Below are 26423 nucleotides of genomic sequence, written 5' to 3' on the forward strand. Positions count from 1 at the left end.
CTGGCCTGGCCCTCGGTCACATCACTTCAGCCACTTGTCGGCCGACTGCTTGAGCGTGCCCCGTGCGTCCAGCAGGCCCCAGACGAATTCCATCACGCGCGAATAGTCGGCGTCGTCCTTGGGCAGCATGAAGCCCAGGGTGTTGGTCGGCGTGAGCGGCGCGTTGACGAAGGCGGCCGTCAGGCGTGGATCGGCCTTGGCGTAGTACAGCGCTTCGTAGGTTTCGGTGATCATCACGTCGCCCTTGCCGTCGGCGATGAGCGCCGGAATCTCGGCGTTCTTTTCGTGGGTGCTGACCTGCGCGGCGGTCAGGTTCTGCAGCACGAAGGTTTCGTTGGTGCCGCCCGGGTTCTTGATGACGCGCACGGTTGGCTTGTTCAGGTCTTGCAGCGTCTGGTACTGGGCCTTGTCCGCCGTGCGCACCAGCGCGACCTTGCCGAACGGCGCGTAGCCTGGAAGCATTTCGATCTGGCGGATGCGCGTCACGTTGCGGGTGATGCCGCCCACGGCCACGTCGAACTTGTCGGCCTGCAGGTCCTTCATGAGGTTGGGCCAGCTCGTCGCCACGTATTCGACCTTGACCCCCATCTCCTTGGCCATGAGTTCGATCACATCGATGTCATGGCCGCTGTAGCCGCCATCCGTCTTGATGGCGAAGGGGCGGTAGTCGCCGGGCGTGCCCACGCGCAGCACCTTGCCCTCCATGATCTTGTCCAGCCGGGGCCCTGCGTGGGCAGCGGTCATGAGCGACAGGCAGATCACGGCGCCGGCGGTGACCAGGGAACGCATTTTTCGAGCAATCATGGCGGGGGTATCCAGAGGTTGAAGGGGAGGATCGCAACGGCGCGCCGGCCTTCGCTCCGGCCGCGAACGCACCGCTGGCAAGCATAGCGGAGCGCGGTCGCGCTGCGGCCTGTGGCGTGCGGAAAGCATGTGTGGGCGATAACCATGGCCGTCGATAACTCGCCGGCACCCTTGAAAGCACCCCGATCAAATCTTGCGCACACGCCGCCGATGCAGTGCATAGCCGGCGATCGCCCCAACCAGCATGGATGCCGGCAAAACCCCGAACACCAACACGATTGCCAACGTGTTGGATTGCTCATCATTGAGGGGGTAACCCGCCCCAAACAGGCGGTCGTACGCCACCGAGCCCAGCACGCCGAAAGCAGCGCCCAACAGTGCCCCGAAAATGACGTGGAGAGCGGCTTTCATGCGAGTTGCCAGAACCATACGGCCTGTGCTTTTTCCATATCGGAAACGTCGCTAAAAATGCTATGGACGCCAAAACCGCCGATGCGTAAGTGAATGCGCAGCCATGACCCACGGTCGCTGAGCCGGCTACCGTTCCACAAGTCGATGTGGTCCCCCTGCATTCCTGGCCCCCAGTAGTTTTGAAAGAACACGAGCCCACTCCGGTCCTTCATGCCCGCACTGCTCTCTGCGCGGCCGAATGCCTGCGCGCCTGTGAACTTTTCCATGCGTATCGGCAAGCGTGTTCCCCCAGCAGCCACCCAGTCGGCCACCTCTTGCGCACGGATGGGGTACTTCTCTGTACCCTGTTGCCAGGATCGAACCCCTCGAAATGTTTTGAAGTCCACGCCGGCACGCATGAGGGCCGCTGAAAAATTAATAGCGCACTGGTTTTCGTAGGCCGCTTTGTTCAGCAGAGGCGCATCGCCTTTGACGTTTGGATGGTTTTTCCAGATATCTTGAAAGTTTGGCGTCACGCTGACGGTCATGCGTTTGTTGTATTGCCCACCAGCAAATACCAGCCAGTGGCTCTCCCTTGAAGTCAGGCATTGTAGGGACGCGCGCTTTCGCGGGGATGATTCAAACCTTCAAGGCTTGGACTCGATGAAGAAGGGCAAACCACCTCCCGCAGAGGCCGCAGCCGAAGGCGCCGGGGCTGCAGCATTCGAACCCGGCGAGCCGCCGAACTGGGCGCCCTGCGGCGAGGCCTGCGCGGGCGGCGCGGTGGGCGCAGGCTGCTGCCCGCCGAAGGCGGCGCCGGACGGCGAACCATTTTGCGCACCCTCCTCCATCGGCGCTGTGGCGGGGGTCGCTTCGGGCGTCGCGTTCTGGAGCGGCACCAGCGGGGCCTCGGTGATCTCGGGCGCCTCGGGTGGGTTCAGGGGCGCGGAGGCGTCCGACGCAGGGCGCGCGGGCACCGGCACGGCGCTGCCTGGCGGCACCGGGGGCGCATCGGCGGCCGGGCCGGTGCGGCGGCCGAAGAGGTCGTAGACCCAGTTGCGCATGCCGCCCACGGCGTTGTCCACCCAGCCGCCCTTTTCTTCCTCGTCGATGAAGCGCTCGCGCGCATCGATCACCTTGGTGCGCAAGGCTTGCTGGAACACCTCGCCCACCATTGGCAGCGCGCTGTGCGCGCCCTGCCCCCAGTAGTCGCTGCGCAGGGTGATACGGCCGTCGTTGAAGCCCACCCAGGCACCCGCGACGAGTTGCGGGTGCATCAGGATGAACCAGCCGTCGGTGTTGTCCTGCGTGGTGCCGGTCTTGCCCGCCACGTCGGCCGTGATTCCGTAGCGCGTGCGGACGGCCACGCCCGTGCCCTTGTCGATCACGCCGCGCATGGCGTCGCGCAGCGCCTGCACGGCACCGAGGCCTGCGGCGCGTTCGGGGTCGGCGGGCGCGAAGTCTTCCAGCACCTTGCCGTTCTTGTCTTCGATGCGGCTGATGACGATGGGTGCGCGGTACTGGCCGCCATTGGCGATGGTGCCGTAGGCGGCGACCATTTCCTTGAGCGTGACGGGGCTGGTGCCCAGCGCGAGCGAAGGCACCACGTCCAGCTTGGACTCGCGCACGCCCATGGCCCGGGCCAGTTGCGCCACGCGTTCGGGGCCGACCTTTTGCATGACTTGCGCGGTGATGGTGTTCTTGGAAAACGCCAGGCCGTCGGCCAGCGTCATGGGCTCGTTGCTGGGCGGGCCTTCGTCCGTGGGGCGCCAGACCTGCCGGCCACCCAGGGGAATTTCCACGGCTTCGTCCATCAGCGTGTCGGTGGGCAGCAAACCATTGGCGAAGGCCGCGCCATAGACAAAGGGCTTGAACGTGGAGCCCGGCTGGCGCCGTGCGGCCTGCACGTGGTCAAACGGATCGACCGCGAAATCGCGGCTGCCCACCCACGCGCGCACCTCGCCGCTGCGCGGATCAAGCGCCAGGAAGCCGGCCTGCAAGCGCGTCTTCTGCTGGCGCAACTGGCGCATGAACGGGGCGTCGTCCAGCAGGTCCTTCAGCGCGTCTTCGGGCGTGGCGCCCTTGGCCACGGCGGCTTCGTACTGCGCCGATTCGCGCACCAGCGCCTGCACCAGCGGCCCCTTGGGGTTCCATGCGTTGCGCGATGCCCAGGCGCCATCGGCCACGCCCTGCAGTTGCCGGCCCTGGCGGGCGACGGCCTGGTTGGCGAGCGTCTGCAGGCGCGAATCGATGGTGGTGCGGATCACCAGGCCGTCGGCATACAGGCTGTAGCCGTTGCGGTCGGCCCAGTCGATGAGTTGCTTGCGCAACTGCTGCGCCAGGTGCGGCGCGGGGCCGGCGGTTTCGATCTGGCGCTCGAAGCGGATGCGCAGCGGCCGGCGCGACAGCGTGTCGTATTCCTCGGCGGAGAGCTTGCCGCGCTTTTTCATCTGCGACAGCACGGTGTTGCGCCGCTCCTGCGCGCGCTCGGGGTTGAGCACCGGGTTGTAGTAGCTCGTGCCCTTGAGCATGCCGATGAGCGTGGCGCTCTCCAGCACGGTGAGCTTGTCGGCCGACTTGTCGAAGTACGTGCGCGCGGCCATCTCGATGCCGTAGGCGTTGTACAGGAACGGCACCGTGTTCAGGTAGGTTTCCAGGATTTCGTCCTTGGAGTACAGCACCTCGATCTTGAGCGCGGTGATCGCCTCTTTCAGCTTGCGCGTGAGCGTTGGCGCGCGGCCGATGTCCTCGGGGTATAGATTGCGCGCGAGCTGCTGCGTGATGGTCGAGCCACCCTGCTTGTCGCCGCCCAGCGTGCGGATCACCGCCGACGCCGTGCGCCGCCAGTCCAGCCCGAAGTGGTCGTAGAAGCGGTGGTCTTCGGTGGCGATCAGCGCGTCCTTCACGGCCGGGGCGATGCTCTCCAGCGGCACCCATTCGCGGTTCACCCATTTGTATTCGGCCAGCAGACGCCCATCGGCCGACACCAGGTGCGCCGGCTGCTCGGTCTTGGCTTTGCGGATGTCGCTGATGGCCGGCGTGAACGGGACGAGCGCCACCACATAGAGCAGCAGCGCCACCGGCACGGCGGCCAGCGCCCACAGCACGGTGCGCAGCGAACGGTGGCGGCCGACGAAGGCGGACGCGCGCCGCAGCGGCGGCGCGATGCGCCCCAGGCAGAGGGCCATGAACGCGGCGAGGCGCGCGCGCAGGGAGGCAAGCACAGGGGGCATCGGAGGCTTCTGGATTAAAAAGGGCCGCAGCGCAAGACTGATATGCGCTGGCAGCTATTAAAAATATAGCAAACGAGTGGTTTCAGCGGCAGGCTGGCCTTGCACGGGCGGGGTCATGCCTTCATGCGGTGGTGCGTGATGCCATCCGGCGTGCAGGACGGCTGTCAGGCGCTCTCGCGCCCCAGCAGCGCGAGCATGCCCGCCTCGTCCAGTACCGCCACGCCCAGTTCCTGCGCCTTCACCAGCTTGCTGCCGGCCTCTTCCCCGGCGACCACGTAGCTGGTCTTCTTGCTGACGGAGCCCGCCACCTTCGCGCCGGCGGCTTCGAGCAGGTCCTTGGCCTCGTCGCGGCTCAGGGTCGGCAGGGTGCCGGTGAGCACGATGGTCTTGCCGGCCAGCGGCAGCACGGCCCGCTCGGCCGGCGCGCCCTCGGGCCAGGTGACGCCGCAGGCGCGCAGTTGCTCCACCACCTCGCGGTTGTGCGGCTGGTCGAAGAAGGTGCGGATGGCCTCGGCCACGATGGGGCCGACGTCGTTCACCTCCAGCAGCTGCTCCACGCTGGCGTCCATGATCGCGTCCAGGCTGCCGAAGTGGCGCGCCAGGTCCTTGGCCGTGGCCTCGCCGATGTGGCGAATCCCCAGGCCGAACAAAAAGCGCGGCAAGGTCGTCTGCTTGGATTTTTCCAGCGCGGCCAGCACGTTCTGGGCGGATTTCTCAGCCATGCGCTCCAGGCTGCTGAGCGCGGTCAGGCCCAGCCGGTACAGGTCGGGCAAGGTGCGGATGACCTGGCCCTCGACCAGCTGGTCCACCAGCTTGTCGCCCAGGCCTTCGATGTCCATGGCGCGGCGCGCGGCGAAGTGCAGGATGGCCTCCTTGCGCTGCGCGGCGCAGAACAGCCCGCCCGAGCAGCGGTGGTTGACCTCGCCCTTCTCCCGCACCACGGCGCTGCCGCAGATCGGGCACTGCCGCGGCATGCGGAAGTTGGGCACGTAGGGATCGCGCGGCGGGGCGGGCAGGCTGACGGGCACGTCACTGCCCGCCGCATCGGCGGCAGCGGCCATGTCGACCAGGTCCACCAGTGCGTCCGTGGCTTCGGCCACTGCGGTGTCGTCTGCAGCCTTGCCTTTGCCGGCCGGCTTGGCGGCGGGCAAGGCCGCGCCCAGCGCCGGCGGCACCACGGCCACGACCTCGGGAATCACATCGCCCGCGCGGCGCACGATCACCTGGTCGCCCACGCGCGCCTTCTTGCGGCGCAGCTCGAACAGGTTGTGCAGCGTGGCGTTGGTGACGGTGACGCCGCCCACGAACACCGGCGCCAGCCGCGCCACGGGCGTCAGCTTGCCGGTGCGGCCCACCTGCACGTCGATGCCGTCCATGCGGGTGACCATCTCCTGCGCCGGGTATTTGTGCGCCACGGCCCAGCGCGGCTCACGCGTGACGAAGCCCAGCTGGCGCTGCAGGTCCAGCCGGTTGACCTTGTAGACCACGCCGTCAATGTCGTAGGGCAACTGGTCGCGCGAGGCGCCGATGGCCTCGTGGAAGGCGATGAGTTCATCGGCCCCGTGCGCCACCCGCACCTGCGCCGCCACGGGAAAGCCCCATGCCTTCAGCGTCTGCAGCATGTCGTAGTGCGTGCCGAAGTCGGGGCCGCCCTCGCCGGCCGGCGTGACGTCGCCCAGGCCGTAGGCGAAAAAGCTCAACGGCCGTTTCGCCGAGATGCCCGAATCGAGCTGCCGCACCGCGCCCGCCGCGGCGTTGCGGGGGTTGACGAAGGTCTTGCCGCCGGCTTCGCGCTGGCGTTCGTTGAGCTGGTCGAAGTCGTCGCGGCGCATGTACACCTCGCCCCGCACTTCGAGCACGGGCGGCACGGGCAGCGGCTTATTGGCGCCCTTGCCGGCCGATGAAGGTTCGTTCAGCACCAGCGGAATCTGCCGGATGGCGCGCACGTTGTGCGTCACGTCCTCGCCCACCTCGCCATCGCCGCGCGTGGCGGCCTGCACCAGGCGGCCGTTTTCGTAGCGCAGGCTCATGGCCAGGCCGTCGAACTTGGGCTCGGCCACGTATTCGACCGGGGCATCGGCCTCGGTGAGCTTCAGCTCGCGCCGAACGCGCGCATCGAAGGTGCGGGCGCCGCTGGCCTCGGTGTCGGTCTCGGTGCGGATGCTGAGCATCGGCACGCGATGGCGCACGGGCGACAGGCCCTCCATCACCGCGCCGATCACGCGCTGCGTGGGCGAGTCGGGCGTGAGCAGTTCGGGGTGCGCCGCCTCCAGCGCCTGCAGGGCCTGGAAGGCGCGGTCGTATTCGGCGTCCGGCACCGTGGGCTCGTCCAGCACGTAGTACTGGTGCGCCCATTGGTTGAGCTGGACGCGAAGTGCTTCTATTTTGATAGCAGCCTGCCCTAGGGAATCCTGCGCTGGAGGGGTAAAAAGGTCTGAACTCTTGACCATGGCCTCGGGCTCTGTTGTCTGGGGGGCGTTGAACGGTGGGAGAGAGAAGCCGCTGGCTGGAGCCGTGCGGTCAGCTGAACAGGCGGCGCGCCAGCAGCGAGCCGGCCGAGAGCTCGCGGCTGTCGAGCTTGTCGTACAGCAGTTCCAGGTCGGCGGCGATCGGGTCCATGGTCATGGCGGGCAGCGGCGTGCCGTTCTGGTCGCACAGCACGCCATCCATCGCCTCGCCCAGGGCCGCGGCCACTTCGCGCAGGCGGGCGAACGGCTGCTCGGTGCGGTGCACCTGGGCCACGTCCAGGCTCAGTGTGATGTCGCGGATGGCGGACTGCTCGGGGTCGTCCGACAGCGCCGCCTGGGTGTCGTACGCGAGGGTCAGCACCGGCGGCAGGCCCGGGCCGCTCGCGGGCAGCACCAGCCGGCCCGGAATGGCACCGGCCGTGAAGCCTTGCCGCACGGCGTTCTGCTGCACGTAGCCGGGGCTCCAGGCCGCATGGCGCGCGCGCAGCACGAAGGCGAGCTGCGCGTCGTGGTCGCTGGCGAACTGGTCCAGTTCGCGGGCGCGGGCCACCTCGTGCAGCATGTCGGGAAAGTCGGCCGCGGCGTTGATGGCATCGGCAAAGCCCTGGGCCTTGACGACGAACTCCGAAAACTCGATCTCGTTGAGCGCGCCCACGCGGTTGGCCAACTGCACGCCGGCCTGGAAATGGCTGTAGCGCTGGCCGGGCACCGGGGTTTCCCACAACTGGGTCGTTTCGTTGAAGCCCTCGATCGCGAACGCCTTGCTGCCCGCGCGGCGCGTGGGCGGCAGGGCCGCCAGGGCGGCATCGCCCGAGACGAGCTGCTCGGCCACCAGGGGCGCGATGGCGTCGATCAGCGGGTCCAGCCCGCCGCGGCGCTCGGCCGGGGGCACGGGCAATTGCATCGCATCGCGCAGGTCCACCGTGTGGCCTTCGAAGGACGGATCGGCGCCGCTGCCGCTCAGTGCTTCGGTGCCCTCGACCGGGGCACCGCTCGCGTCGAACGCCGGCTCCTGGCGCAACGCGGGCTCGGCCGTGCCGTCGGGCTCGGGCGGTTTGGCGCGTTTGGGGGCGTTGCGGTGGGCGGACCAGGCGTTGAAGGCGACGATGGCCGCAAGGACGACGCCGCCCGCGATGATGAGGCCGAGTTGGAAGTTGCTCATGGTGAAAAAACGTGCGGCTTCTTGGGTTCAGGCATCGGCCATGGAGAGTGCGGACTCCATGTCCACGGCCACGATACGCGACACGCCCTGCTCCTGCATGGTCACGCCGATCAGTTGTTCGGCCATTTCCATGGCGATCTTGTTGTGGCTGATGAAAAGGAACTGCGTGCCGCTGCTCATGCTGGACACGAGCTTGGCATAGCGTTCGGTGTTGGCATCGTCCAGCGGCGCGTCCACTTCGTCCAGCAGGCAGAACGGCGCGGGGTTGAGCTGGAAGATGGCGAAGACGAGCGCGATGGCGGTCAGGGCTTTCTCCCCGCCGGACAGCAAATGGATGGTCTGATTCTTCTTGCCTGGCGGCTGCGCCATCACCTGCACCCCGGAGTCGAGGATCTCGTCGCCGGTGATGATGAGGCGGGCATTGCCGCCGCCGAACAGCTCGGGGAACATACGCCCGAAATGCCCGTTGACCGCGTCGAACGTGCCCGAGAGCAGGTCGCGCGTTTCGGCATCGATCTTGCGGATCGCGTCTTCCAACGTGGTCATGGCTTCGGTCAGGTCGGCGGTCTGCGAATCGAGGAAGGTCTTGCGCTCGCGTGCCAGGTTCAGCTCTTCGAGCGCGGCGAGGTTCACCGCGCCCAGCGCCGTGATTTCGCGGTGCAGCCGGTCGATCTCGCTTTGCAGGCCCGCTGCGCGCACGCCGCCGGCTTCGATGGACTGCGCCACGGCTTCCAGATCGGCCTGCGCATCGGTGAGCAGCGTGGTGTATTGCTCCAGGCCCAGGCGCGCGGCCTGTTCCTTGAGCTGGAATTCGGTGATGCGCGCGCGCAGCGGGTCGAGCGCGCGCTCCAGCTGCATGCGGCGCTCGTCGCTCGCGCGCAGCTTGGCGGTGAGGTCGTCGTACTCGCTGCGCTGGGCGCCCAGGGCTTTCTCGCGCTCCATCTTGAGGTCCAGCGCCTGCTGCAGGCCGCCCTGCGCTGCCGCGTCGGACAGGCGCGCCATCTCGTCGTGCGCGCGCTGCTGCTCGTCGGCCAGGGCGCGCGTCTGGCTGCCGGCGGTGTCGAGCGTGCGGGCCAGTTCGGCCCGGCGGGCTTCAAGGCTGCGCCGCGAGAACGTGGCCTCTTGCGCCTGCCGCTCCAGGCTGCGCTGCTGCTCGCGGCATTCGGCCAGCTTGCGCTCGGCGGCAATCACGCGCTCGTCGAGCTGGGCGTGGCGCTCCTGGCTGTCGGCCAGCTGCATGTCCAGTTCTTCGAAGCGGGCCTCGGCCGTCACGCGGCGCTCCTGCAGGTCGGACAGTTGCGCCTCGACCTCGGCCAGGTCGGCACCGATCTGCTCGCTGCGGGCGCGGGCCTGGTCGGCCAACTGGGTCAGGCGCAGCGTTTCGACCTGCAGTTCGTGCGCACGGCTTTGCGCTTCGCTGGCTTCGCGGCGCGCGGCCACGAGCCGCTGCGAGGCGTCGGCATAGGCCGACTCGGCCCGCACCAGCGCCGTGCGCGACTCTTCGGCGATCAGGGCCTGGGCGCGCAGTTCCTTGTCGAGGTGCTCGATCTCCTGCGCACGGGCCAGCAGGCCCGATTGCTCGGAGTCCTGGGCATAAAAGCTCACGCTGTGCGCGCTCACCGCATGGCCGGTGGGCACGTAAACCACTTCACCGGGCTGCAGCGTGGGGCGGCGGTTCAACGCTTCGTCGAGCGTCTGCGCGGTGTAGCAGCCCTGCAGCCAGTCGGTCAGCACGGCGCGCAGGCCGGCGTCGTTCAGCCGCAGCAGGTCGGACAGGCGAGTGGCCGCGCCCGTGGGTTCGGGCACGCCTGCCGGTGGCGCGCTGTAGAAAGCCAGCCGGGCCGGGGGCGCATCGTTGCCACCGGCGCCGAGAAAGCCGCGCACGCTGTCGAGCCGGCTCACTTCGAGCGCGCCCAGGCGCTCGCGCAGCGCGGCCTCCAGCGCGTTTTCCCAGCCGGGTTCGATGTGGATGCGGCTCCACAGGCCTTGCAAGCCATCCAGGCCGTGCCGGGCGAGCCAGGGCTGCAGCTTGCCGTCCGTCTTGACCTTTTCCTGCAGGGCCTTCAGGGCTTCCATGCGTGCGGACAGGTCGGCCTGGCGGGCGCTTTCCACGTTCACCGCCTGCTGGCGCGTGCGGCGGTCTTCGTCCAGCTGGGGCACGGATTCCTGCAGCTCGCCCAGCCGCGCCTCGGACATTTCAGCGCCTTCGCGGGCGGCTTCGAGCTGCTCGCGCAGATTGACCAGGCGTGCTTCGTCGGGGGCGGCCAAGGCATTGCGATCGGTGCGCAGGCGCTCGTGGCGGGTGTCGAGCTGGCGGCTCTGTTCGTCGATGCTGCGCTGCTCGGCGGCCAGCACGCCGATCTGCTGCTGCACCTGCACCACGGCGGCGCGCTGCTCGTTGGCGCGCTGCTGGCCTTGCCGCAGCGCTTCCTCCAGGTCGGGCAACTGCATCGCCTGTTCTTCGACCTGCGCGGCCAGCAGTTCGGCGCGTTCATCCGCATCCACGCCCGCGCCGGCCAGGTTTTCCATCTCATGCTCCGCCTCTTCCTTGCGGGCGGACCACTGGGCGATCTGCTCGGCCAGCTGGCCGAGGCGCAGTTCCACGCGCTGGCGGCCTTCGACCACGTAGCGGATCTCGGCCTCCAGCCGGCCCACTTCGGCCGTGGCCTCGTAGAGCTTGCCCTGCGCCTGGTTGACGTGGTCGCCCGCGGCGTAATGCGCCTGGCGGATGGTTTCGAGGTCGGACTCGACCGATCGCAGGTCGGCCATGCGCGATTCGAGGTCGTTCACGGCCTGCAGGCCGTCGGCGCGCACCTTGGCCTGGTCCGCCTCGGCATCGGCGCGCTTCAAGAACCACAGCTGGTGCTGCTTGAGCGTGACGTCGGCCTGCAGCGCGTTGTAGCGGGCGGCCACCTCGGCCTGCTTTTCCAGGCGCTCCAGGTTGGCGTTGAGCTCGCGCAGGATGTCTTCGACCCGCGTGAGGTTCTCGCGCGTGTCGGACAGGCGGTTTTCGGTCTCGCGGCGGCGCTCTTTGTATTTGGAGACGCCGGCGGCTTCTTCGAGGAACAGGCGCAGTTCCTCAGGGCGCGATTCGATGATCCGGCTGATGGTGCCCTGGCCGATGATGGCGTAGGCGCGGGGCCCGAGGCCCGTGCCCAGGAACACGTCCTGCACGTCGCGCCGGCGCACGGGCTGGTTGTTGATGAAGTAGCTGCTGTTGCCGTCCCGCGTGAGCACGCGCTTGACGGCGATCTCGCCATATTGGTTCCACTGGCCACCGGCGCGGTGGTCGGCGTTGTCGAAGACCAGTTCCACGCTGGCGCGGCTGGCCTGTTTGCGGCTGGTGGTGCCGCTGAAGATCACGTCCTGCATCGACTCGCCGCGCAGTTCGCTGGCCTTGGACTCCCCCAGCACCCAGCGCACCGCATCCATGATGTTGGACTTGCCGCAGCCGTTCGGACCCACCACGCCCACCAGTTGGCCTGGGAGCATGAAATTGGTGGGTTCGGCGAACGACTTGAAGCCGGCGAGTTTGATGGAGTTGAGACGCACGGGTCTGGGTCTGTCAGCGGGCTGGTGGCATGGGGGTGCGTGAAACGGCGCGGCCGCGCTGCCCCGCGGGAGGCGGCGCGGCCCGAGCCCCCGATGATACCGTGCCGGGGTGGCCGCCCTGCCCTGGGGCGAAGCGCACGGCCGGCGCTTTGCCGCCATGGACCAAATCGGCCTCCAGCGCAATCAGCACTAGGGAAGTATGCTATTAAATATGTAGCATTATCCCGCGCGAGGGGCGAAGGCGATGATCGCCATGCCGGCCAGGGTGACGGTCACGCCCGCCACGTCCCACGCCGTGGGCCGCACGCCATCCACCGCCCACAGCCATCCGATGGCCACCGCCACGTACACGCCGCCATAGGCCGCATACACCCGCCCGGCCGCAGCCGGGTGCAGGGTGAGCAGCCAGGCGAACAGCGCCAGGCACACAGCGGCCGGCAGCAGCAGCCACGCGGTCGCGCCTTGCCGCAGCCACAGCCAAGGCAGGTAGCAGCCGACGATTTCGGCCAGTGCGGTGACGGCGTACAACCCCAGGGTTTTCAACTCGAACAAGGAGCAGCTCCTGAAAAAACGGTTCCGGGGCCATGTGGCGGGGGCCCCAGGCGCCCGGCAGGCGTCAGACGATCAGCGGGCTCTGGCCCGCGGCGTGATCGACCACCAGCCGCTCGAACCCGTCCACCGGCAGCGGCGGGCTGAGCAGGTAGCCCTGCCACACGTAGCACTGGTTGCGCGCCAGAAAGGCCCGCTGCGCCTCGGTCTCCACCCCTTCGGCGATGACGCGCAGGCCCAGGCTGGTGCCCAGCGCGACGATGGTACGGGCGATGGCGGCATCGTTGGGGTCGGTGAGCACGTCGCGCACGAAGCTCTGGTCGATCTTGAGCTCGTCCAGCGGCAGTCGCTTCAGGTACGCGAGCGAGGAGTAACCGGTGCCGAAGTCGTCCAGCGAGAACCCCACGCCATAGGCCCGCAGCTGGGCCATCTTGTCGATGGTGTCTTCCACGTCCTGCAGCAGCAGGCTTTCGGTCATCTCCAGCTTGAGGCGGCGGCCGTCGGCGCCCGTGCTGGCCAGCGCGGCGAGCACCTGCCCGACGAAGCCGCTCTGGTGGAACTGGCGCGCGCTCACGTTGACCGACAGGCCCAGGTTGGCCAGCGCCGGCCGCTGTGCCCACAGGGCGAGGCGCGCGCAAGCGGCCTGCAGCACCCATTCGCCCAGGGGCAGGATGAGGCCGGTCTCTTCGGTCAGTGGAATGAAGTGGGCGGGCGAGACGAAACCCCGCACCGGGTGGCGCCAGCGCAGCAGCGCTTCGGCGCCGGTGATGCGGCCGTTGTCCATCTGCGGCTGGTAGAACAGCTCGAACTGCCCGAGCGCCAGGCCTTCGCGCAGGTCGGATTCGAGGGCGGCGCGCGCCGCGACCGAGGCCTGCATCTGCGGGTCGTAGAACTGCAGGGTGTTGCGCCCGCCGGCCTTGGCCTGGTACATGGCCAGGTCGGCGCGCTGCAGCAGTTCGTCCCCCGTTTCGCGCACGCCTTGGAAGATCGTCACGCCCATGCTGAGCGTGCTGTGGTGGGACTCGCCCTCCAGCAGGAACGGGCGGCGCAGCGCGGCCAGAATCTTCTGGCCCGTTTCCTCGGCGCGGGCTGCGGCCTCTTCCCGGCTGTCGCCCAGGTCTTCGAGCACCACGACGAATTCGTCGCCGCCATGGCGCGCCACGGTGTCTTCGCTCTGCACGCAGTCGCGCAGCCGCAGCGCCACCTGGCGCAGCAGCATGTCGCCGCGCTCATGGCCCTGGGTTTCGTTCAGCGTCTTGAAGTTGTCCAGATCGAGCATGAGCACGGCGCCGCACCGCTGGCGCCGGGTGCTGGCCGCCAGCGCCTGCTGCAGCCGGTCCAGCAGCAGCCGGCGGTTGGGCAGCTGCGTGAGCGGGTCGTAGTAGGCGAGGTAGCGGATCTCTTCCTCGGCCGCCTTGTGCTGGCTCATGTCCACCACGGTGATGAGCCGGTCGTCGCCCAGCAGCACGCCCGCCAGGTCCACCGTGCGGACCTGCCCGCCCTTGCAGGTGATGGTGTGTTCGCGCGGCGCGACGGCCTCGCCATCGTCCGGTGCTTCGGCGCACACGGCCATCCAGTCGGCCATGGCCTGTTCGCGTTCGCCGGCGTCGGGGAACGCCAGCCGCCACCAGTCGTCCACCGACGGAGCGTCTTCGGCGGTGTAGCCGCAAATTTGCACGAAGCGTTCGTTGCGAAAGCTCACCTGCCCGTCCTTGCGCACCAGGCACACGCCCACCGGCAGCCGGTACAGGATGCCGCGCAGGCGCAGTTCGCTGTCGCGCTGGGCCTCTTCCATCTGCTTGCGCTCGGTGATGTCCTGCACCACGGCGATGGAATGGTTGGAAGGGCTGCCCGGCATGCGCATGGGTGAGACGGTGAGGTCTGCCCAGATGACGCGGCCGTCCTTGTGGAAGTAGCGCTTTTCGTAGCGAAATTCTTCGCTCTGCGCCGCGGCGATCTGCTCCATGAGGCATTCGCCCGCCGCGAGGTCGTCCGGGTGCGTGATCGACCCGACGGTCTTGGTCGCCAGCTCGTCCTCGGTGTAGCCCAGGATGTCGCAGAACTTGCTGTTGGCCCGCACGAAGCGGCGCGTCTTGGCATCGACCTGCGCCACGCCCACCGCCGCCTGGTTGAACAGCGCCCGAAAACGCTCTTCGCTCTCGCGCAGCGCCGACCCGGCGGCAGTGGCGAAGCTCATGGCCTGCGTGCGCCGGCGCACCAGCAAAGTGATCAGTGCAGCGAGCAACGCCGTCACGATAAGGCCGCCACCGCCCAGGAACGCGGGCAGTTGCGCCTCGGACCGCGACAGGAACGGCTGCATGGGCTGGAAGGTCAGCCGCCAGCGCCGGTCGTGCACGAGAAGCTCCCGTTCGTAGCGCTCCACGGCGGGGCGCACGCCCGCTTCCAATGCGAGCAAGGTGCGCTCGACCACGGGTTGCGCATCGCGCACCGAACCGATGTCGCGCACCGACATGGCCACGCCCCGCAGCCGGCCTTCGGACTGAATGGCCTTGACCATGTCGTAGAAGCGCACGGTGGCAGCCACCGAGCCGATGTAGCGGCGCCCGCCGGCCGCGCTGTCGTCGAACACGGGCAGGCGGATGACGAAGCCCGCGCGGTTGTCGCGCTCCTGCAGCAGATCGAAGGGCTCTGAGGCGACCACCTCCCCGGTGTCGCGGCTGTAGCGGATCGAGGCCAGCGTGGCGGGGAGCGAGCCGACGTCCAGCCCCATCACGTTTTCGTTGCCCAGCAGCGGCCAGATGTAGTCGGCCACGTAATATTCCGACCGGTCGCCCGGGGGGCGGATCGTGAAAGCTTCCGGCCCCGGCGCGCGCACCGCGTCGTCCGCCCGCATCCGTGCTTCGAAAGCCGCTTTGTCCGCATGCGGCACGTAGCGGGTGAAGGCCACGTTCTTCACGCCGGGGTAATGCTGCGCCAGCCGCAGCTCGCGCGCCGCGTGCTCGAAATCGGCGCGCCCCAGGCGCGGGTTGACCAGAAACAGGCTGCGCAGGCCGACCACCAGTTCGGTGTGCGCCGCGATGCGGTTTTCAAGGGAACTGGTGAAAGAGCGGGCTTCTTGCGTGAACCGTTCGCGGGCGATGCGTGCCACCGAAGCGCTCTGCTGCTGCCACAGCGCCCAGCTGGCCGCAATGCCCAGCAGCACGCACAGCAGCCCTGGCAGCCAGGGCCAGCGTTGCAGTCGCAGTGCTTTCGGAAGCGTCATGGTCGAATGGAAAGGTAACCCCAGGCGCGGCGCGGGGATCCGTCCACGATAACCCACGAGGATAGCCACAATCGGAAGCAGTTTTAACAATCACCCTGCCGATTGTTTGTTTTCGTAACAATCGCCGTGCCATTTTTCACAGGCATGGCGGATATTGCAGAGCCTCCTTTCGGCCTTCTCCGCACATCGGGTGATCGTCTCGCTGCGCCCCACGATTCCTCTCAGAAAGAAAACCCCACCATGTTGTACGCCGCGCTCAAGCTCATTCACATTGCATCGCTCATCGTCTGGCTCGGAGGCATGGTGTTCGCGCATTTCTTCCTGCGCCCTGCCGCCCAGGCGCTGGAGCCCGCCCAGCGGGTGGCACTCATGCATGGCGTGCTGCAGCGCTTCTTGAACGCGGTGCTGGTGGCGGTCGTGCTGGTGCTGACCAGCGGGCTCTGGATGATCGGCAACGTGGCCCGCGCGGCCGCACAGTCGGGCGGCCGCTTCGCCATGCCGCTGTCGTGGACGGTGATGGCCACGCTGGGCATCGTGATGATCGCCCTCTTCGGCCATGTGCGGTTCGCCCTCTTCAAGCGCCTGCAGCGCGCCGTGGCCGCCTCCGACTGGGCCGCAGGCGGCAAGGCCCTGGCCTCGATCCGCACCTGGGTGGGCGTCAATCTGGCGCTGGGCGCGGTGATTGTGGTGGTGGTGTTTCTGGTGCGCTGAGCGTTCGCCGGCGCCGCACAATGCCTCCTTCCAACAACAATCCTTGGGAGGAAAGCAAATGACCAGACCGAAATCCGGGGCCGTCCTTTTTGCGAGGAATCTGCCCCAAATGGCGCGCTTTTATGAAGCGCTGCTCTCGATGCAGGTGATCGAGAGGCAGCATGGGCACATCGTGCTGGAGTCGGACGATGTGCAGTTGGTGGTCCACAGCATGCCGGCTGGTGCGGCACGGTCCGCTCAGGCGGCCTCTGCCGCATCCAGCGCTTCTGACGCGCCTTCCTCGGGCCCGCGACGCAGGATCGATGTACCCGTCAAACTGTTCTTTGCCGTGGACAGCCTCGCCGCGACGCGCGAGGCAGCCGTTGCGCTGGGAGGCGCGTTGAGCCCTGCTTCGCGCGAATGGGAAGCCCGGGGATTTCGTGCCTGCGACGGGCACGACCCGGAGGGAAACATCGTTCAGTTCCGAGAAAGCGCGGAGTAGCTGAGGCAGCAGACCCGAGAAGATGACCGCGAGCATTCTTAAGACTCGCCTAAGCTGGCCAGGGAATCATGGAACCCAGCAGCCCGCATCAATCGATCTCCTCCTCCCTCCTGGGCTGCTTTTCAACCCGCTTCGGCGGGTTTTCTTTTTTCCGTCTCAGTCAGCCGCTTCACTCAGCGCCCTGTATTCGCGGCGGCAGACACCCACGGGACGAGCACCCCCAGCGTCCTCGGGCGCCAGGCCAGCGTTAGAGCGATGCCGAGGGCGGCCCCCGCCAAGGCCATCACCCAGACCAGCGAGGCCATCGAGCCATGGTCCACGCTCAGGCACAAAGCCAGCGATGCGGCCAATGCGGCAGCGCCTGCCACACGCAGCGCTACGACCGTGCGGCGGGACTGCGGAGCCTGGTCGCCGAGCACCTGGGCCCAGTGCACGTCCATGGCCAGGGCCAGCCACCCCATGCCGGCGATATTGGCTGCCACGGCGATCAGCAAGAGCAATGCATCAGGCACGGGAAGCCTCCGGTACACCCTGGGTTGCGCGGCTGGCCGGTGCCGCGGCGCCCTGCGCGCGCTGGCGGAGCCTGCGAGCGGCCACCACGGCGATTGCAGCGCTGGCCAGCAGGGCCAGGTCCATGCCCGCCACGGGCCAATAGCCGTTGCCGAGGGTTCGCAGCAAATGGTCGCCCGTCGTGGCCCAGTTCAGCAGCACGGCGGCCACTGCCAGCGCGGCAGCGGCCCAGCATTGCTCCGCCCAGGCGGGGGCCATGCGGCCCTGCGCCACCGGGGCCGTGCGCCAGACGCCGTGCAAGAAGGCCAGCACCCAGGCGCCCCAGAAGATGGATTGCTCCCAACTGCCGCGCGCGGGCAGATCGGTGGGCAGCATCCGGTTGCCGATCAGCATGGAAAAGGTGGCGATCAACATGCCGGTCACGGTGGCGACCGCGAAGGCATCGACCCACCGCGCGCCGGACACCCCTTGCCTGGCGTGCTGGCGCTTGCGCTTTTCCACGAAGAAGATGAATCCGGTGGCGATGCACGCGCACCCCGCCAGGCCACCCAGCACGTACATCCAGCGCAGCAGCCAGTGGCGGAAGTGCTGCAGGTGCAGGCCGGTCAGAAAGTTGTTGATACCGGCCACCACCGTGGGTGGCGGGTCTTCGCGCAGCACCTCGCCGGTGGTGCCTTTGAAGTGGATGCCCTCGCCCGTCAGGGTGACCCGGTCGGTGCCGGCGCGGAACACGCTCACGTAGGCATTCGCATCGCCCAGGTGCTGCACGTTCAGGTAGCCGACCTCGCCGGCCATGCCTTTGGCAGCCCAGCGGCGCTGCGCCTCGGCCACCATGGCGTCCACCGACGCGAGGGTGCCCGGCGTACCGGCCCGCTTGGCGGGCAGGCCGGTTTCCATCGCCTCGTGCTGCTCATGCAGCTCGTGCAGCGGATGCAGCTGGGTTTCGGTGACGGGAAAGTAGATGCCGCCGAAGATCACCAGGCCCGACAGCGCAAAGATGAAATGGAACGGCAGCGCCACCACGCCGGTCAGGTTGTGCAGGTCGAGCGCACTGCGCTGCGTGTGTTTGCGCGGCCGGAAGGTGAACATCTCGCGGAAGATCTTGCGATGCATGACTACGCCGCTCACCAGGGCGACCAGCATCATCAGCGCGGCGAAGCCCACGATCCAGTAGCCCAGGTTCTTCCCTTCCAGGTGCAGGCTGTAGTGCAGCGGGTAGAAGAAGCGGCTGCCGATCTTGAGGTGGTCATCGGGCAAGGGCCGGCCGTTGCGCGGGTCGATGGTGCGGGTGCCCCAGATCTGGTCGTCCGGCAGCTTGGCATTGGGGAGCGCAAAGCTGGCGAACAAGCCGAGCACCGGGTCGCGGTGAGTGGTGTAGGCGCCCCAGCTGTTCACAACCGGAAAGCTCGCGGCGAGCGGGCCGTTCACCCGGCTGCGCGCCGCCTCGATGTTGGCCGCGTCGGGCTGGACCATGCTGCGGAAGGCCGGCTGCAGTACCCGGTCGAACGACGGCATCGGCTGGGGCGCGAACCGCGTTTCGGGAATGGCCCAGCGGTCGATCTCGCGGTCGAACACCGAGAGCGAGCCGAAAAAGAAAACGACCATGAGCACGAAGCCCAGCACCAGGCCGAACCAGGTGTGGAGCCAGGCCATGGTGAGCCGAAAATTCTGGAACACGGAAGACCGCCTTTCCGAAGACGAGACAACAGGAGCGGGCACCCGGCGCGCAAGGCGCTTTCGGCCCCGGGCCTCAGACCAGCGCCATCTGCACCAGCGATGCCGCGCCGGACATCAGGGCCCCACCCCCGGCGAGCACGAGCCATACGCGCCCGAGCCGTGAGTCCGAGAAGGCCCAGAGGAAGGCGGCCAGGAACACGATGAAGCCCACGATGTAGCCCATGGCTTCGGCGTCGTGAAAAGGCATTCCCGCCGCGAACAGCAGCCCGATGCACAGCCCGATGAATCCCCATGTGAACGCGTAGCCGCCCAGCATGCCGGCCGCGATGCGGGAGACGACATGCAGGCGGGACGCGGCAGTGCTGCCAGCCATCGTTTACCCACTTCAAAATGCGATTAATTCTCAATTATGCCTGCGCGCGCAAGTCGCGGGAACCCTTGTGGCGCCCTGGCAGGGACTTTCAGTAACGAGATCGCTACAGGGCCTCGGCCCTACCCGGCTATGCTCTGCCCCTCGCTTTTTTTCGCCTGTCTTCGCTTATGTCACGTGCCCGCCTCACCCTTTTGACCCTGCTGCTCGCCATGCTGGCCGCCATCGCCGCCACGGCCTGGTGGGTCGCCCAGGGCCGCATGCGGGCGGCGCGGGCCCAGGTGGCGCAGCTGCAGCAGGAGGTGAGCCAGAAAACCGAACAACTGCTGGGCTACACCCGCTACACCGACTACCTGACGGTGAGCAAGCAATCGTTGTCCGAGCAGATGAAGCTGATGGCCGCCACCGTGGTGCGGGAGGAAGGCACCACGCAGATCGTCGAAAAGTCGGTGCTGGGCCTGGCGTCCACCGGTGTGGTGGCGATCTGGTATTCGGCCGAATATTCGTTCGGCTACGACCTGCGGCCGCAGAGCTACGAACTGCGCAACACGCCGGGCGGCATCGAGATCCACCTGGCCAAGCCGACGCTGGTCGCCACCCCCGCCATCACCCAGCTGCGCCACCGCGTGCTGTCGGGCGGGCTGCTGACGGACAACAAGGGCGCCGTGATCCGCCTCACGCAAGAGGCTTCGCAGCGTGCGGCGAAACAGGGCGCCGCGATGGCGTCGGACCCGGCCGTGATGGCGCTGTGCGAAAAAAGCCTGATCGCGTTCTTGTCGGACTTCCTGGCGCGCCAGCCCGGCGTGAAGGCCGTGCCGCGCATCACGGTGGTGTACCGATAGGCAAGGCCTGCCGCGCGGTCAGCGCAGGGCGACGTGGGTCAACCAGAGCGTCAGTAGCGCGGCGCCCAGGCCCATGGGCATCACCCACGCGCCCAGCCGCAGGAACTGCCAACCGCTCACTGATTCGCCCTCGCGGCGCAAAGCTGCCAGCCACAGAAGCGTGGCCAGCGAGCCGGTGATCGACAGGTTGGGGCCTATATCGATGCCCATCAGCGCGGCGGCGCGCATGGAGGGCGATGCATTGGCGGCGTCCAGCGCCGCCCCCGCCAGCAGTCCCGCTGGCAGGTTGTTCACCAGGTTGGCGGCAATGCCGAGCAAGGCACCCACGCCCACGTCGGCACCGCCCGGCCAGGCCGTTGCGGCATGCCGCAGGGCGCTGGCCAGCAAGCCCACCACGCCCGTGTATTCCAGCGCCTGCACGAACACGAACAGCCCGGCCACCAGCGGCAGCACGCTCCATGACACCGCCCGCACCGCCGGCCAGGCCGGGCTGCCGCAGCCCGCACGCAGCAGCACCAGCGTGACCAGCGCCGCGCCCAGCGTGGGCCAGCCCAGGGGCACGCGCATCCAGGCACACGCCACCAGCACCACCACCGACACCGCCAGGCCACCCGCTGCGAGCTGCCCGCCGCGGCTCAGCGGACTGGGCGGCACTTCGGTGCGGATGGTGGCGTCGATATCGCGCCGCAACGCGAACCGCAGGGCCAGGAACGTGGCCGCGATGGAAGCGAGCGACGGCAGCGCGAACAGCGCCAGCCACTGGGGCAGCGACGGCATGTGGCCGCCCCAAAGCACCAGATTGGCGGGGTTGGAGATCGGCAACACGAAGCTCGCCGCATTGGCGACGAACGCGCAGATGAACAGGTAAGGCAGCGGCGATGCGCCGACCGCGCGGGCCACGGCAAACACCGCGGGTGTGAGCACCACCGCCGTGGCGTCGTTGGAGAGGAACACCGTCACCAGCGTGCCCACCACGTACACCCAGGCGAAAAGCCGGCTGCCCGATCCGCCCGCGCGGCGTGCGGCCAGCGCCGCGAGCCAGTCGAACACGCCTTCGCGCCGCGCCATTTCGGACAGCAGCATCATCCCGGCGAGAAACAGGTAGACGTCTTCGCCGCGCAGCACGCCCCGCCAGGCCTGGGCCGCCGGCAGCAGCCCGAAGCCGACCAGCGCCAGGGCACCCGCCACGGCCCACACCGCCTCGGGCCACCGCCAGGGCCGCAGGATGACTGCGCCCGTTGCCACCCCGACCACGCCCCAAATCCACTGCTGCGGTGCAAGCATGAAAGCCTTCGTTCCAAAAAATCGATCGGCGAGCCAACCAGAAAAGAGAGACCGGCGCGTTCGTGGCGCCCTCAAGGTGTCACGCCACGGCCGGCATGCGGGATTCTAGGGAGCACGCGGACCAGCCCAGCGTCGGACGCGACCGAAGGCCCATGGTGGCGAAGGCGCAGGCAAGACCCCGCAGGCACAAAAGTCACGGCAGCCCCTTAGGATGGCGGCCCAAGGAGTCGAGCCCGTGTTTCAGTTTTTCGAGAAGCGTTTACCCCCCTACCCCATCACCGAACCCACCCTGCCCCCCAAGGATTTCATGGCCTTCGTGTGGGCCGGCACGCGTGGACTTCGCGGCTACGTCGTAGCCATGGCCGGCCTGTCGGCCGCCATCGCCGTGTATGAAGCCCTGCTGTTCGCCGTGCTGGGCCACGTGGTGGACTGGCTCACGCAGGTAACGTCGGCGATGCTTTGGGCCGAGCGCAAAGGCACGCTCGCCCTGGTGATCGGCATGCTGCTGGCCAGCATCGTGCTGGTGGCGGTGCAGACCAGCGTCAAGCACCAGACGCTCGCCATCAACTTTCCGCTGCGCCTGCGCTGGAACTTCCACCGGCTGATGCTGGGCCAGAGCATGGCCTTCTACTCCGACGAGTTCGCGGGCCGCATCACCACCAAGATCATGCAGACGGCCCTGGCCGTGCGCGACATGATCTTCACCACGACCGATGTGGTGATCGGCATGGGCGTGTACCTCTTCACCATCCTGCTGCTGGCGGCCGGCTTCGACGTGCGGCTGCTGGTGCCGTTCCTGGTCTGGATCGGGTTCTACGGCCTCGCCTGCTGGTACTTCGTGCCGCGCCTTGGCCAGGTGGGCAAGGCGCAGGCCGATGCACGGTCCGTCATGACCGGGCGCATCACCGACGCCTACACCAACATCGCCACCGTCAAGCTGTTCTCGCACACCCGGCGCGAGGCCGAATTCGCCCGCGCGGCGATGGATGCGTTCAAGCACACCGGCTACGCGCAGATGCGCCTGGTAAGCCAGTTCGAGATCGTGAACCACATCCTGGTCGTGGCCATGATGGTCGGCGCCTGCGGCACCGCCCTGTGGCTGTGGTCGCTGGGCCAGGTGGGCGCGGGCGCCGTAGCGGCTGTCACCGCCATGGCGTTGCGCGTCTCGGGCCATGCCCATTGGGTGATGTGGGAGATGACCACGCTGTTCGAGAGCGTGGGCACCATCCAGGACGGCATCAACACTCTGACCCGGCCACGCACGGTGGTGGACGCTGCCGACGCGCGCCCGCTGGCGGTGCCGCGCGGCGAAGTGCGGTTCGACAACGTGACCTTCGCCTACCAGGGCGGCAAGCCGGTGATCGACCGGCTGAACCTCACCATCCGGCCGGGCGAGAAGATCGGGCTGATCGGCCGTTCGGGCGCGGGCAAATCGACGCTGGTGAACCTGCTGCTGCGCTTTCACGACGTACAGACCGGCCGCGTGCTGATCGACGGGCAGGACATCGCCCACGTGACGCAGGACAGCCTGCGCCAGGCGATCGGCATGGTGACGCAGGACACCTCGCTGCTGCACCGCTCGATGCGCGACAACATCCTCTACGGCCGGCCCGATGCGAGCGAGGAAGACCTGCACGCCGCCGCGGCCCTCGCGCAGGCGGCCGACTTCATCGACACGCTGACCGACCTGCAGGGCCGCCGGGGCTACGAAGCCCATGTGGGCGAACGGGGCGTGAAGCTTTCGGGCGGGCAGCGCCAGCGCGTGGCCATCGCCCGGGTGATGCTGAAGGATGCACCCATCCTGCTGCTGGACGAAGCGACCAGCGCCCTCGACTCCGAGGTCGAGGCCGCGATCCAGGAAAGCCTGGACACGCTGATGCAGGGCAAGACGGTGATCGCGATCGCCCACCGCCTGTCGACCATTGCCGCGATGGACCGCCTCATCGTGCTGGATGCCGGCCAGGTGATCGAGGAAGGCACGCACGCGCAGTTGCTGGCGCAAGGCGGCGTGTACGCGCGGCTGTGGGGCCACCAGAGCGGCGGCTTCCTGGGCGAATCCGAAGAGGACTGAAACCTGCCGAAAAAGCTGCAAGCCCGGCAGGGCTGCAGCGCATGTTCCATGCGGCCGAAGAGCTATCATTAATATAGCAATCTGGCAACCATGCCCGACCGGCTTACCTGGGGTTACAAGTTCAGGGCGCGCGGGTCCGTAGACTGCGGCCCTTCTCCCGCCGCAACGAGCCAATGCAGGCAACGCGCCCTGCCCTCAGCCAGACACGCGGCGTTCTCCATCCTATTCATCACTACAGAGGGAACCTCCCATGTCATTTGCATCCATTCTCGGCATCTCGATCGGCGCCGGCGCAGGCACCTATTTCACGCTCAAGAACAACCCCATGCCCCAGGGCAAGCGCGTGCTGATGTGCGTGGGCACCACGGTCGTGGTGTTCATCGTGCTCCGAATCATTCTTTGAACTGAGTTCATCAGCCCGGTCAGCGCGACCCTGCCGCTGCGCCGATGCGGCCACAGCCGCCGCATCTTCTCCATCCAACGATTTTCCGTTTCAGGTCCCGAAGACCAGTGCCTTGTGCAGGCACACGCCGGCCATGACGCCATTGGCGGCCGCCAACGTTGCGTTGTGGCCCGGCATGGCCGCATCGCCCGCGGCGAACACACCCGGCACGGTCGTCTGCTGCGTTGCATCCACGCGGATCATCGGGCCCGACATGCCTTCGTCGAAAGCACACCCCAACTGCTCGGCCAACGGGCTCGCCATGTGCGTGCGCGGCGGCACGAACAGCGCCTTGATATGCACAGTGCGCCCATCCTCGAGGCGCACGCCGGACAACGCGGGCGCATCGCCCTCCAGGGCCAGCACGCGGGCCGGCTCGATGGCGATGCCGTGCGCGGCCAGTTGCGCCAGGGCTTCCGGCTCGGGCGCGTCGTGGCCGTTCAGGAACAGCGTCATCGGCCCCCAGTCGCTCACCAGCAATGCGTGGTGCACGGACGTCGGCGCTGCGTACAGCGTGCCCATGGGAGCGCCGCCGACCTCGTAGCCGTGGCAATACGGACAGTGCAGCACCGTGGCGCCCCAGCGCTCGGGCAGGCCATCGATGGCGGGCAGCTCATCGCGCAGGCCCGTGGCCAGCAACAGCTTGCGGGCGAACAGCGTTTCGCCGGAATCCAGCACCACCGCGAACCCCCCTTCGGTGCCGGCAGACATGGCGCCCGCACCGTTGCCCGGCGCGGCCGACAACTCCGCCCTGCCCACGGTCCGCGCCTGCGTGGCCTGAGCGGCCTTGAAGGTGACCGAGGGATACGCCATGAGCTGGCGGCGCGCCAGCGCGATCATGTCCTGCGGCCGGGCGCCGTCCTGGCCGAAGAAGCCGTGCGAGGCTGCCGCAAAGCGGTTGCGCGGCGCGCCGCCATCCACGACGCACACGCTGCGCCGCGCGCGGGCGATCTGCGTCGCGGCCGACAGTCCGGCAAAGCTGCCGCCGATCACCAGAGCATCAAACTGCATGGGAAATGTCCTTGGTCGAAACACCGCTGCTGGCCCAGCGGTCGTGAAAATCGCGCGACAGATCGGCCAGGGTGATCTGTTCCAGGCGGGCCAGCAGCAGCGCCTCGGCCTCGCGGTAGGTGCCGTCGAGCGCGGCATTCACGGCCTGCTCGACGAGGCATTCCGGGCGCTCGGTGCGGTGGCCGACCGCTAAAAACGCCGGCTCGCCCACGGCGCGGTGGATGTCAGCCAGGCTCACGTCTTCCAGCGGGCACGAGATCACCCAGCCGCCTCCGTGTCCTTTGGCCGATGCCACGAAGCCCGCATCGCGCAGGCCCGCCATCACCCGCCGCACGACCACGGGGTGGCTCTGCATCGCCTGCGCCAGCGATTCCGAGGTGGACGGGGTTCGGCTCTCCGCCATGTGCAAGAGCACGTGCAGCACGGCGGACAATTTGCTGTCTTGTTTCATGCAACATTATTAGTTGCATGAAATGACTTTGGCAAGCGAAGGGTTGATGCGGGCGCGCACCGGCCATGACGATCCGGCATGCGATGGCCGGCCGCTCAGGCGAAGGGAGGGGTTTGCAGACCGCCAAGGTCTGCACCAGGTCGGCGACGTGCGCTACGCCGCGCCCTGCGTCAGTCCTGGCGAGGTGGCAGCACCCGTGCCGGGTTGCCGACCACGGTGGCGCCAGCCGGCACATCGCGCGTGACGACGCTGCCGGCGCCGATGATCGCGTCATCGCCCACCGTCACGCCGGGCATGATCAGCGCGCCGCCGCCGATCCAGACGTTGCGCCCGATGTGCACCGGCCGGCCGAATTCCAGGCCGCTGGCCCGCTCCTGCGGCGAACGGGGATGGTCAGCCGCCAGCAGTTGCACGCCCGGGCCGATCTGCGTGCCGTCGCCGATGCGCACCTCGACCACGTCCAGGATGACGCAGTTGAAGTTGAGGAACACGCCAGTACCCAGGTGGATGTTGAAGCCGTAGTCGCAATGGAACGGCGGCCGGATCACCGCGCCCTCGCCCACCGAGCCCAGGTGTTCGGCCAGCAGTGTGCGGCGCTCGGCCGGATCGGCCGCCAGCGCCGCGTTGTAGCGCACGAGCCATCGCTTGTTGGCGGCCATATCGGCCTGCAGTTCAGGGTCGCCGGCGTGGTAGAGCCGGCCGGCCAGCATGTTTTCTTTTTGAGAGGTCATCGGGCCATTGTGCGATGGCAGCCGGCGCCGGGTGCGCGATCTCGACCCTGACCAGGGGTTATGGTCAAAAGTGCCTCCAGCGCAATAAAGACGGCGGCAGTTAGCTATCAAATAAATAGTCCGTCCTGAACAATTCCGTTCTCAGCAGCAGAGAGGTCGGCGGTCAGCGGGTGCAGCGACCAGGGCTGCGATGACCGGCTGCATCGACAGCCCGAATCGGGCGCAATAAAACCGCAGCGCGGCCAGGATCAGGCGCAGGTTGTGCCCGGCCCCGCACATCACCGCATGCAGCGCATCGCCCAGCGCACCCTTGAGCGGATTGCGGCCAAGCCTGCCGTCCATCTTCATGTGCCCGATAGCCGGTTCGATGGCGCTGCGCCTTTTGATCATGGCCTTGAGCATTCGGGTGATGCCACGCTTTTGGCCTGACATCAGGATGCGCACGCCCTCGACCTTCACGC

21 protein-coding genes and 1 pseudogene are annotated in these 26423 nt (G+C 67.9%); 5 read left to right on the plus strand and 17 right to left on the minus strand.

The genetic code is table 11. The features are described 5' to 3' along the window. Window positions 1-21: 21 nt before the first annotated feature. The 9 genes from BLT03_RS21445 to BLT03_RS21485 all read right to left on the minus strand — a co-directional run bounded on the left by BLT03_RS21445 (window position 22) and on the right by BLT03_RS21485 (window position 15381). On the minus strand, window positions 22-789 hold the full coding sequence (locus BLT03_RS21445; RefSeq protein ID WP_245711502.1) for a transporter substrate-binding domain-containing protein: 768 nt from the start codon (window positions 787-789) through the stop codon (window positions 22-24). Window positions 790-990: 201 nt separating this feature from the next. Beyond that, the gene (locus tag BLT03_RS21450; RefSeq protein WP_092745814.1) at window positions 991-1215 is read right to left on the minus strand and encodes a hypothetical protein; all 225 of its coding nucleotides are present in this window, start codon (window positions 1213-1215) and stop codon (window positions 991-993) included. Then, complete coding sequence (locus BLT03_RS21455) at window positions 1212-1742, minus strand: type VI secretion system amidase effector protein Tae4 (RefSeq protein ID WP_092745815.1); 531 nt, start codon at window positions 1740-1742, stop codon at window positions 1212-1214. The genes BLT03_RS21450 and BLT03_RS21455 overlap by 4 nt, the downstream gene beginning before the upstream one ends. 99 nt (window positions 1743-1841) lie before the next feature. Beyond that, window positions 1842-4427: a penicillin-binding protein 1A gene (locus BLT03_RS21460; protein ID WP_175537828.1), complete on the minus strand. Its 2586-nt coding sequence runs from the start codon at window positions 4425-4427 to the stop codon at window positions 1842-1844. A gap of 164 nt (window positions 4428-4591) precedes the next feature. Next, on the minus strand, window positions 4592-6877 hold the full coding sequence (gene ligA / locus BLT03_RS21465) for an NAD-dependent DNA ligase LigA (protein WP_092745816.1): 2286 nt from the start codon (window positions 6875-6877) through the stop codon (window positions 4592-4594). A gap of 70 nt (window positions 6878-6947) precedes the next feature. Beyond that, window positions 6948-8057, minus strand: a complete 1110-nt coding sequence (locus BLT03_RS21470; protein ID WP_092745817.1) for a cell division protein FtsZ — start codon at window positions 8055-8057, stop codon at window positions 6948-6950. Window positions 8058-8084: 27 nt separating this feature from the next. Further along, window positions 8085-11609 carry a chromosome segregation protein SMC gene (gene smc, locus BLT03_RS21475; RefSeq protein WP_092745818.1) on the minus strand — a complete coding sequence of 1175 codons (3525 nt, stop codon included), beginning with the start codon at window positions 11607-11609 and terminating at the stop codon, window positions 8085-8087. 219 nt (window positions 11610-11828) lie between these two features. Continuing rightward, the gene (locus tag BLT03_RS21480; RefSeq protein WP_092745819.1) at window positions 11829-12161 is read right to left on the minus strand and encodes a YnfA family protein; all 333 of its coding nucleotides are present in this window, start codon (window positions 12159-12161) and stop codon (window positions 11829-11831) included. 64 nt (window positions 12162-12225) lie between these two features. Beyond that, window positions 12226-15381: a bifunctional diguanylate cyclase/phosphodiesterase gene (locus BLT03_RS21485; protein WP_092745820.1), complete on the minus strand. Its 3156-nt coding sequence runs from the start codon at window positions 15379-15381 to the stop codon at window positions 12226-12228. A gap of 240 nt (window positions 15382-15621) precedes the next feature. Here BLT03_RS21485 and BLT03_RS21490 point away from each other — a divergent pair, with 240 nt between their 5' ends. Together BLT03_RS21490 and BLT03_RS21495 are read left to right on the plus strand one after the other, a co-directional pair. Continuing rightward, on the plus strand, window positions 15622-16092 hold the full coding sequence (locus tag BLT03_RS21490; protein WP_092745821.1) for a CopD family protein: 471 nt from the start codon (window positions 15622-15624) through the stop codon (window positions 16090-16092). A gap of 58 nt (window positions 16093-16150) precedes the next feature. Then, window positions 16151-16573 carry a VOC family protein gene (locus BLT03_RS21495; protein ID WP_139160480.1) on the plus strand — a complete coding sequence of 141 codons (423 nt, stop codon included), beginning with the start codon at window positions 16151-16153 and terminating at the stop codon, window positions 16571-16573. Between the two features lie 173 nt (window positions 16574-16746). Here the strand turns inward: BLT03_RS21495 and BLT03_RS21500 are convergent, their stop codons facing one another. The 3 genes from BLT03_RS21500 to BLT03_RS21510 form a co-directional block, all read right to left on the minus strand. After that, complete coding sequence (locus BLT03_RS21500) at window positions 16747-17085, minus strand: DUF3325 family protein (protein ID WP_092745823.1); 339 nt, start codon at window positions 17083-17085, stop codon at window positions 16747-16749. Next, window positions 17078-18760, minus strand: coding sequence for a PepSY-associated TM helix domain-containing protein (locus tag BLT03_RS21505; RefSeq protein WP_092745824.1), 1683 nt, complete (start codon window positions 18758-18760; stop codon window positions 17078-17080). Before BLT03_RS21505 ends, BLT03_RS21500 begins: the two co-directional genes overlap by 8 nt. Window positions 18761-18833: 73 nt before the next feature. Beyond that, a complete protein-coding gene (locus tag BLT03_RS21510; protein ID WP_092745825.1) occupies window positions 18834-19133 on the minus strand; it encodes an iron uptake protein in 300 nt (99 codons plus the stop codon). Between the two features lie 167 nt (window positions 19134-19300). On the opposite strand from BLT03_RS21510, the gene BLT03_RS21515 reads away from it, so the two are divergent. Then, entirely contained in the window at window positions 19301-19972 is a 672-nt protein-coding gene (locus BLT03_RS21515; protein WP_175537829.1) for a hypothetical protein, read from the plus strand. A gap of 18 nt (window positions 19973-19990) precedes the next feature. On the opposite strand, the gene BLT03_RS21520 is transcribed toward BLT03_RS21515, so the two are convergent. After that, the gene (locus tag BLT03_RS21520; protein ID WP_092745826.1) at window positions 19991-21256 is read right to left on the minus strand and encodes an SLC13 family permease; all 1266 of its coding nucleotides are present in this window, start codon (window positions 21254-21256) and stop codon (window positions 19991-19993) included. A gap of 235 nt (window positions 21257-21491) precedes the next feature. Here BLT03_RS21520 and BLT03_RS21525 point away from each other — a divergent pair, with 235 nt between their 5' ends. Next, window positions 21492-23327, plus strand: a complete 1836-nt coding sequence (locus tag BLT03_RS21525; protein ID WP_175537830.1) for an ABC transporter ATP-binding protein — start codon at window positions 21492-21494, stop codon at window positions 23325-23327. 250 nt (window positions 23328-23577) lie between these two features. After that, window positions 23578-23730, plus strand: coding sequence for a hypothetical protein (locus BLT03_RS24585; RefSeq protein ID WP_175537831.1), 153 nt, complete (start codon window positions 23578-23580; stop codon window positions 23728-23730). Window positions 23731-23820: 90 nt separating this feature from the next. Here BLT03_RS24585 and BLT03_RS21530 read toward each other — a convergent pair whose 3' ends face one another. The 4 genes and pseudogenes from BLT03_RS21530 to BLT03_RS21545 all read right to left on the minus strand — a co-directional run. Beyond that, complete coding sequence (locus BLT03_RS21530; RefSeq protein WP_092745828.1) at window positions 23821-24780, minus strand: NAD(P)/FAD-dependent oxidoreductase; 960 nt, start codon at window positions 24778-24780, stop codon at window positions 23821-23823. Beyond that, window positions 24770-25231 carry an Rrf2 family transcriptional regulator gene (locus tag BLT03_RS21535; RefSeq protein ID WP_092745829.1) on the minus strand — a complete coding sequence of 154 codons (462 nt, stop codon included), beginning with the start codon at window positions 25229-25231 and terminating at the stop codon, window positions 24770-24772. Before BLT03_RS21535 ends, BLT03_RS21530 begins: the two co-directional genes overlap by 11 nt. Window positions 25232-25401: 170 nt before the next feature. Beyond that, complete coding sequence (locus tag BLT03_RS21540) at window positions 25402-25962, minus strand: sugar O-acetyltransferase (RefSeq protein WP_092745830.1); 561 nt, start codon at window positions 25960-25962, stop codon at window positions 25402-25404. Between the two features lie 141 nt (window positions 25963-26103). Then, window positions 26104-26423 (minus strand): annotated as a pseudogene (locus BLT03_RS21545) (IS5/IS1182 family transposase); the annotation flags it as partial.

This window comes from Paracidovorax valerianellae, from assembly GCF_900102625.1.
GTDB classification, from domain to species: domain Bacteria; phylum Pseudomonadota; class Gammaproteobacteria; order Burkholderiales; family Burkholderiaceae_C; genus Paracidovorax; species Paracidovorax valerianellae.

Coding starts and splice junctions, on each gene's coding strand:
- BLT03_RS21445 (WP_245711502.1), bottom strand. CDS start 789: ATGCGTTCCCTGGTCACCGCCGGCGCCGTGATCTGCCTGTCGCTCATG.
- BLT03_RS21450 (WP_092745814.1), bottom strand. CDS start 1,215: ATGAAAGCCGCTCTCCACGTCATTTTCGGGGCACTGTTGGGCGCTGCT.
- BLT03_RS21455 (WP_092745815.1), bottom strand. CDS start 1,742: ATGACCGTCAGCGTGACGCCAAACTTTCAAGATATCTGGAAAAACCAT.
- BLT03_RS21460 (WP_175537828.1), bottom strand. CDS start 4,427: ATGCCCCCTGTGCTTGCCTCCCTGCGCGCGCGCCTCGCCGCGTTCATG.
- ligA (WP_092745816.1), bottom strand. CDS start 6,877: ATGGTCAAGAGTTCAGACCTTTTTACCCCTCCAGCGCAGGATTCCCTA.
- BLT03_RS21470 (WP_092745817.1), bottom strand. CDS start 8,057: ATGAGCAACTTCCAACTCGGCCTCATCATCGCGGGCGGCGTCGTCCTT.
- BLT03_RS21485 (WP_092745820.1), bottom strand. CDS start 15,381: ATGACGCTTCCGAAAGCACTGCGACTGCAACGCTGGCCCTGGCTGCCA.
- BLT03_RS21490 (WP_092745821.1), top strand. CDS start 15,622: ATGTTGTACGCCGCGCTCAAGCTCATTCACATTGCATCGCTCATCGTC.
- BLT03_RS21495 (WP_139160480.1), top strand. CDS start 16,151: ATGACCAGACCGAAATCCGGGGCCGTCCTTTTTGCGAGGAATCTGCCC.
- BLT03_RS21510 (WP_092745825.1), bottom strand. CDS start 19,133: ATGGCTGGCAGCACTGCCGCGTCCCGCCTGCATGTCGTCTCCCGCATC.
- BLT03_RS21515 (WP_175537829.1), top strand. CDS start 19,301: ATGTCACGTGCCCGCCTCACCCTTTTGACCCTGCTGCTCGCCATGCTG.
- BLT03_RS21520 (WP_092745826.1), bottom strand. CDS start 21,256: ATGCTTGCACCGCAGCAGTGGATTTGGGGCGTGGTCGGGGTGGCAACG.
- BLT03_RS24585 (WP_175537831.1), top strand. CDS start 23,578: ATGTCATTTGCATCCATTCTCGGCATCTCGATCGGCGCCGGCGCAGGC.
- BLT03_RS21530 (WP_092745828.1), bottom strand. CDS start 24,780: ATGCAGTTTGATGCTCTGGTGATCGGCGGCAGCTTTGCCGGACTGTCG.
- BLT03_RS21535 (WP_092745829.1), bottom strand. CDS start 25,231: ATGAAACAAGACAGCAAATTGTCCGCCGTGCTGCACGTGCTCTTGCAC.
- BLT03_RS21540 (WP_092745830.1), bottom strand. CDS start 25,962: ATGACCTCTCAAAAAGAAAACATGCTGGCCGGCCGGCTCTACCACGCC.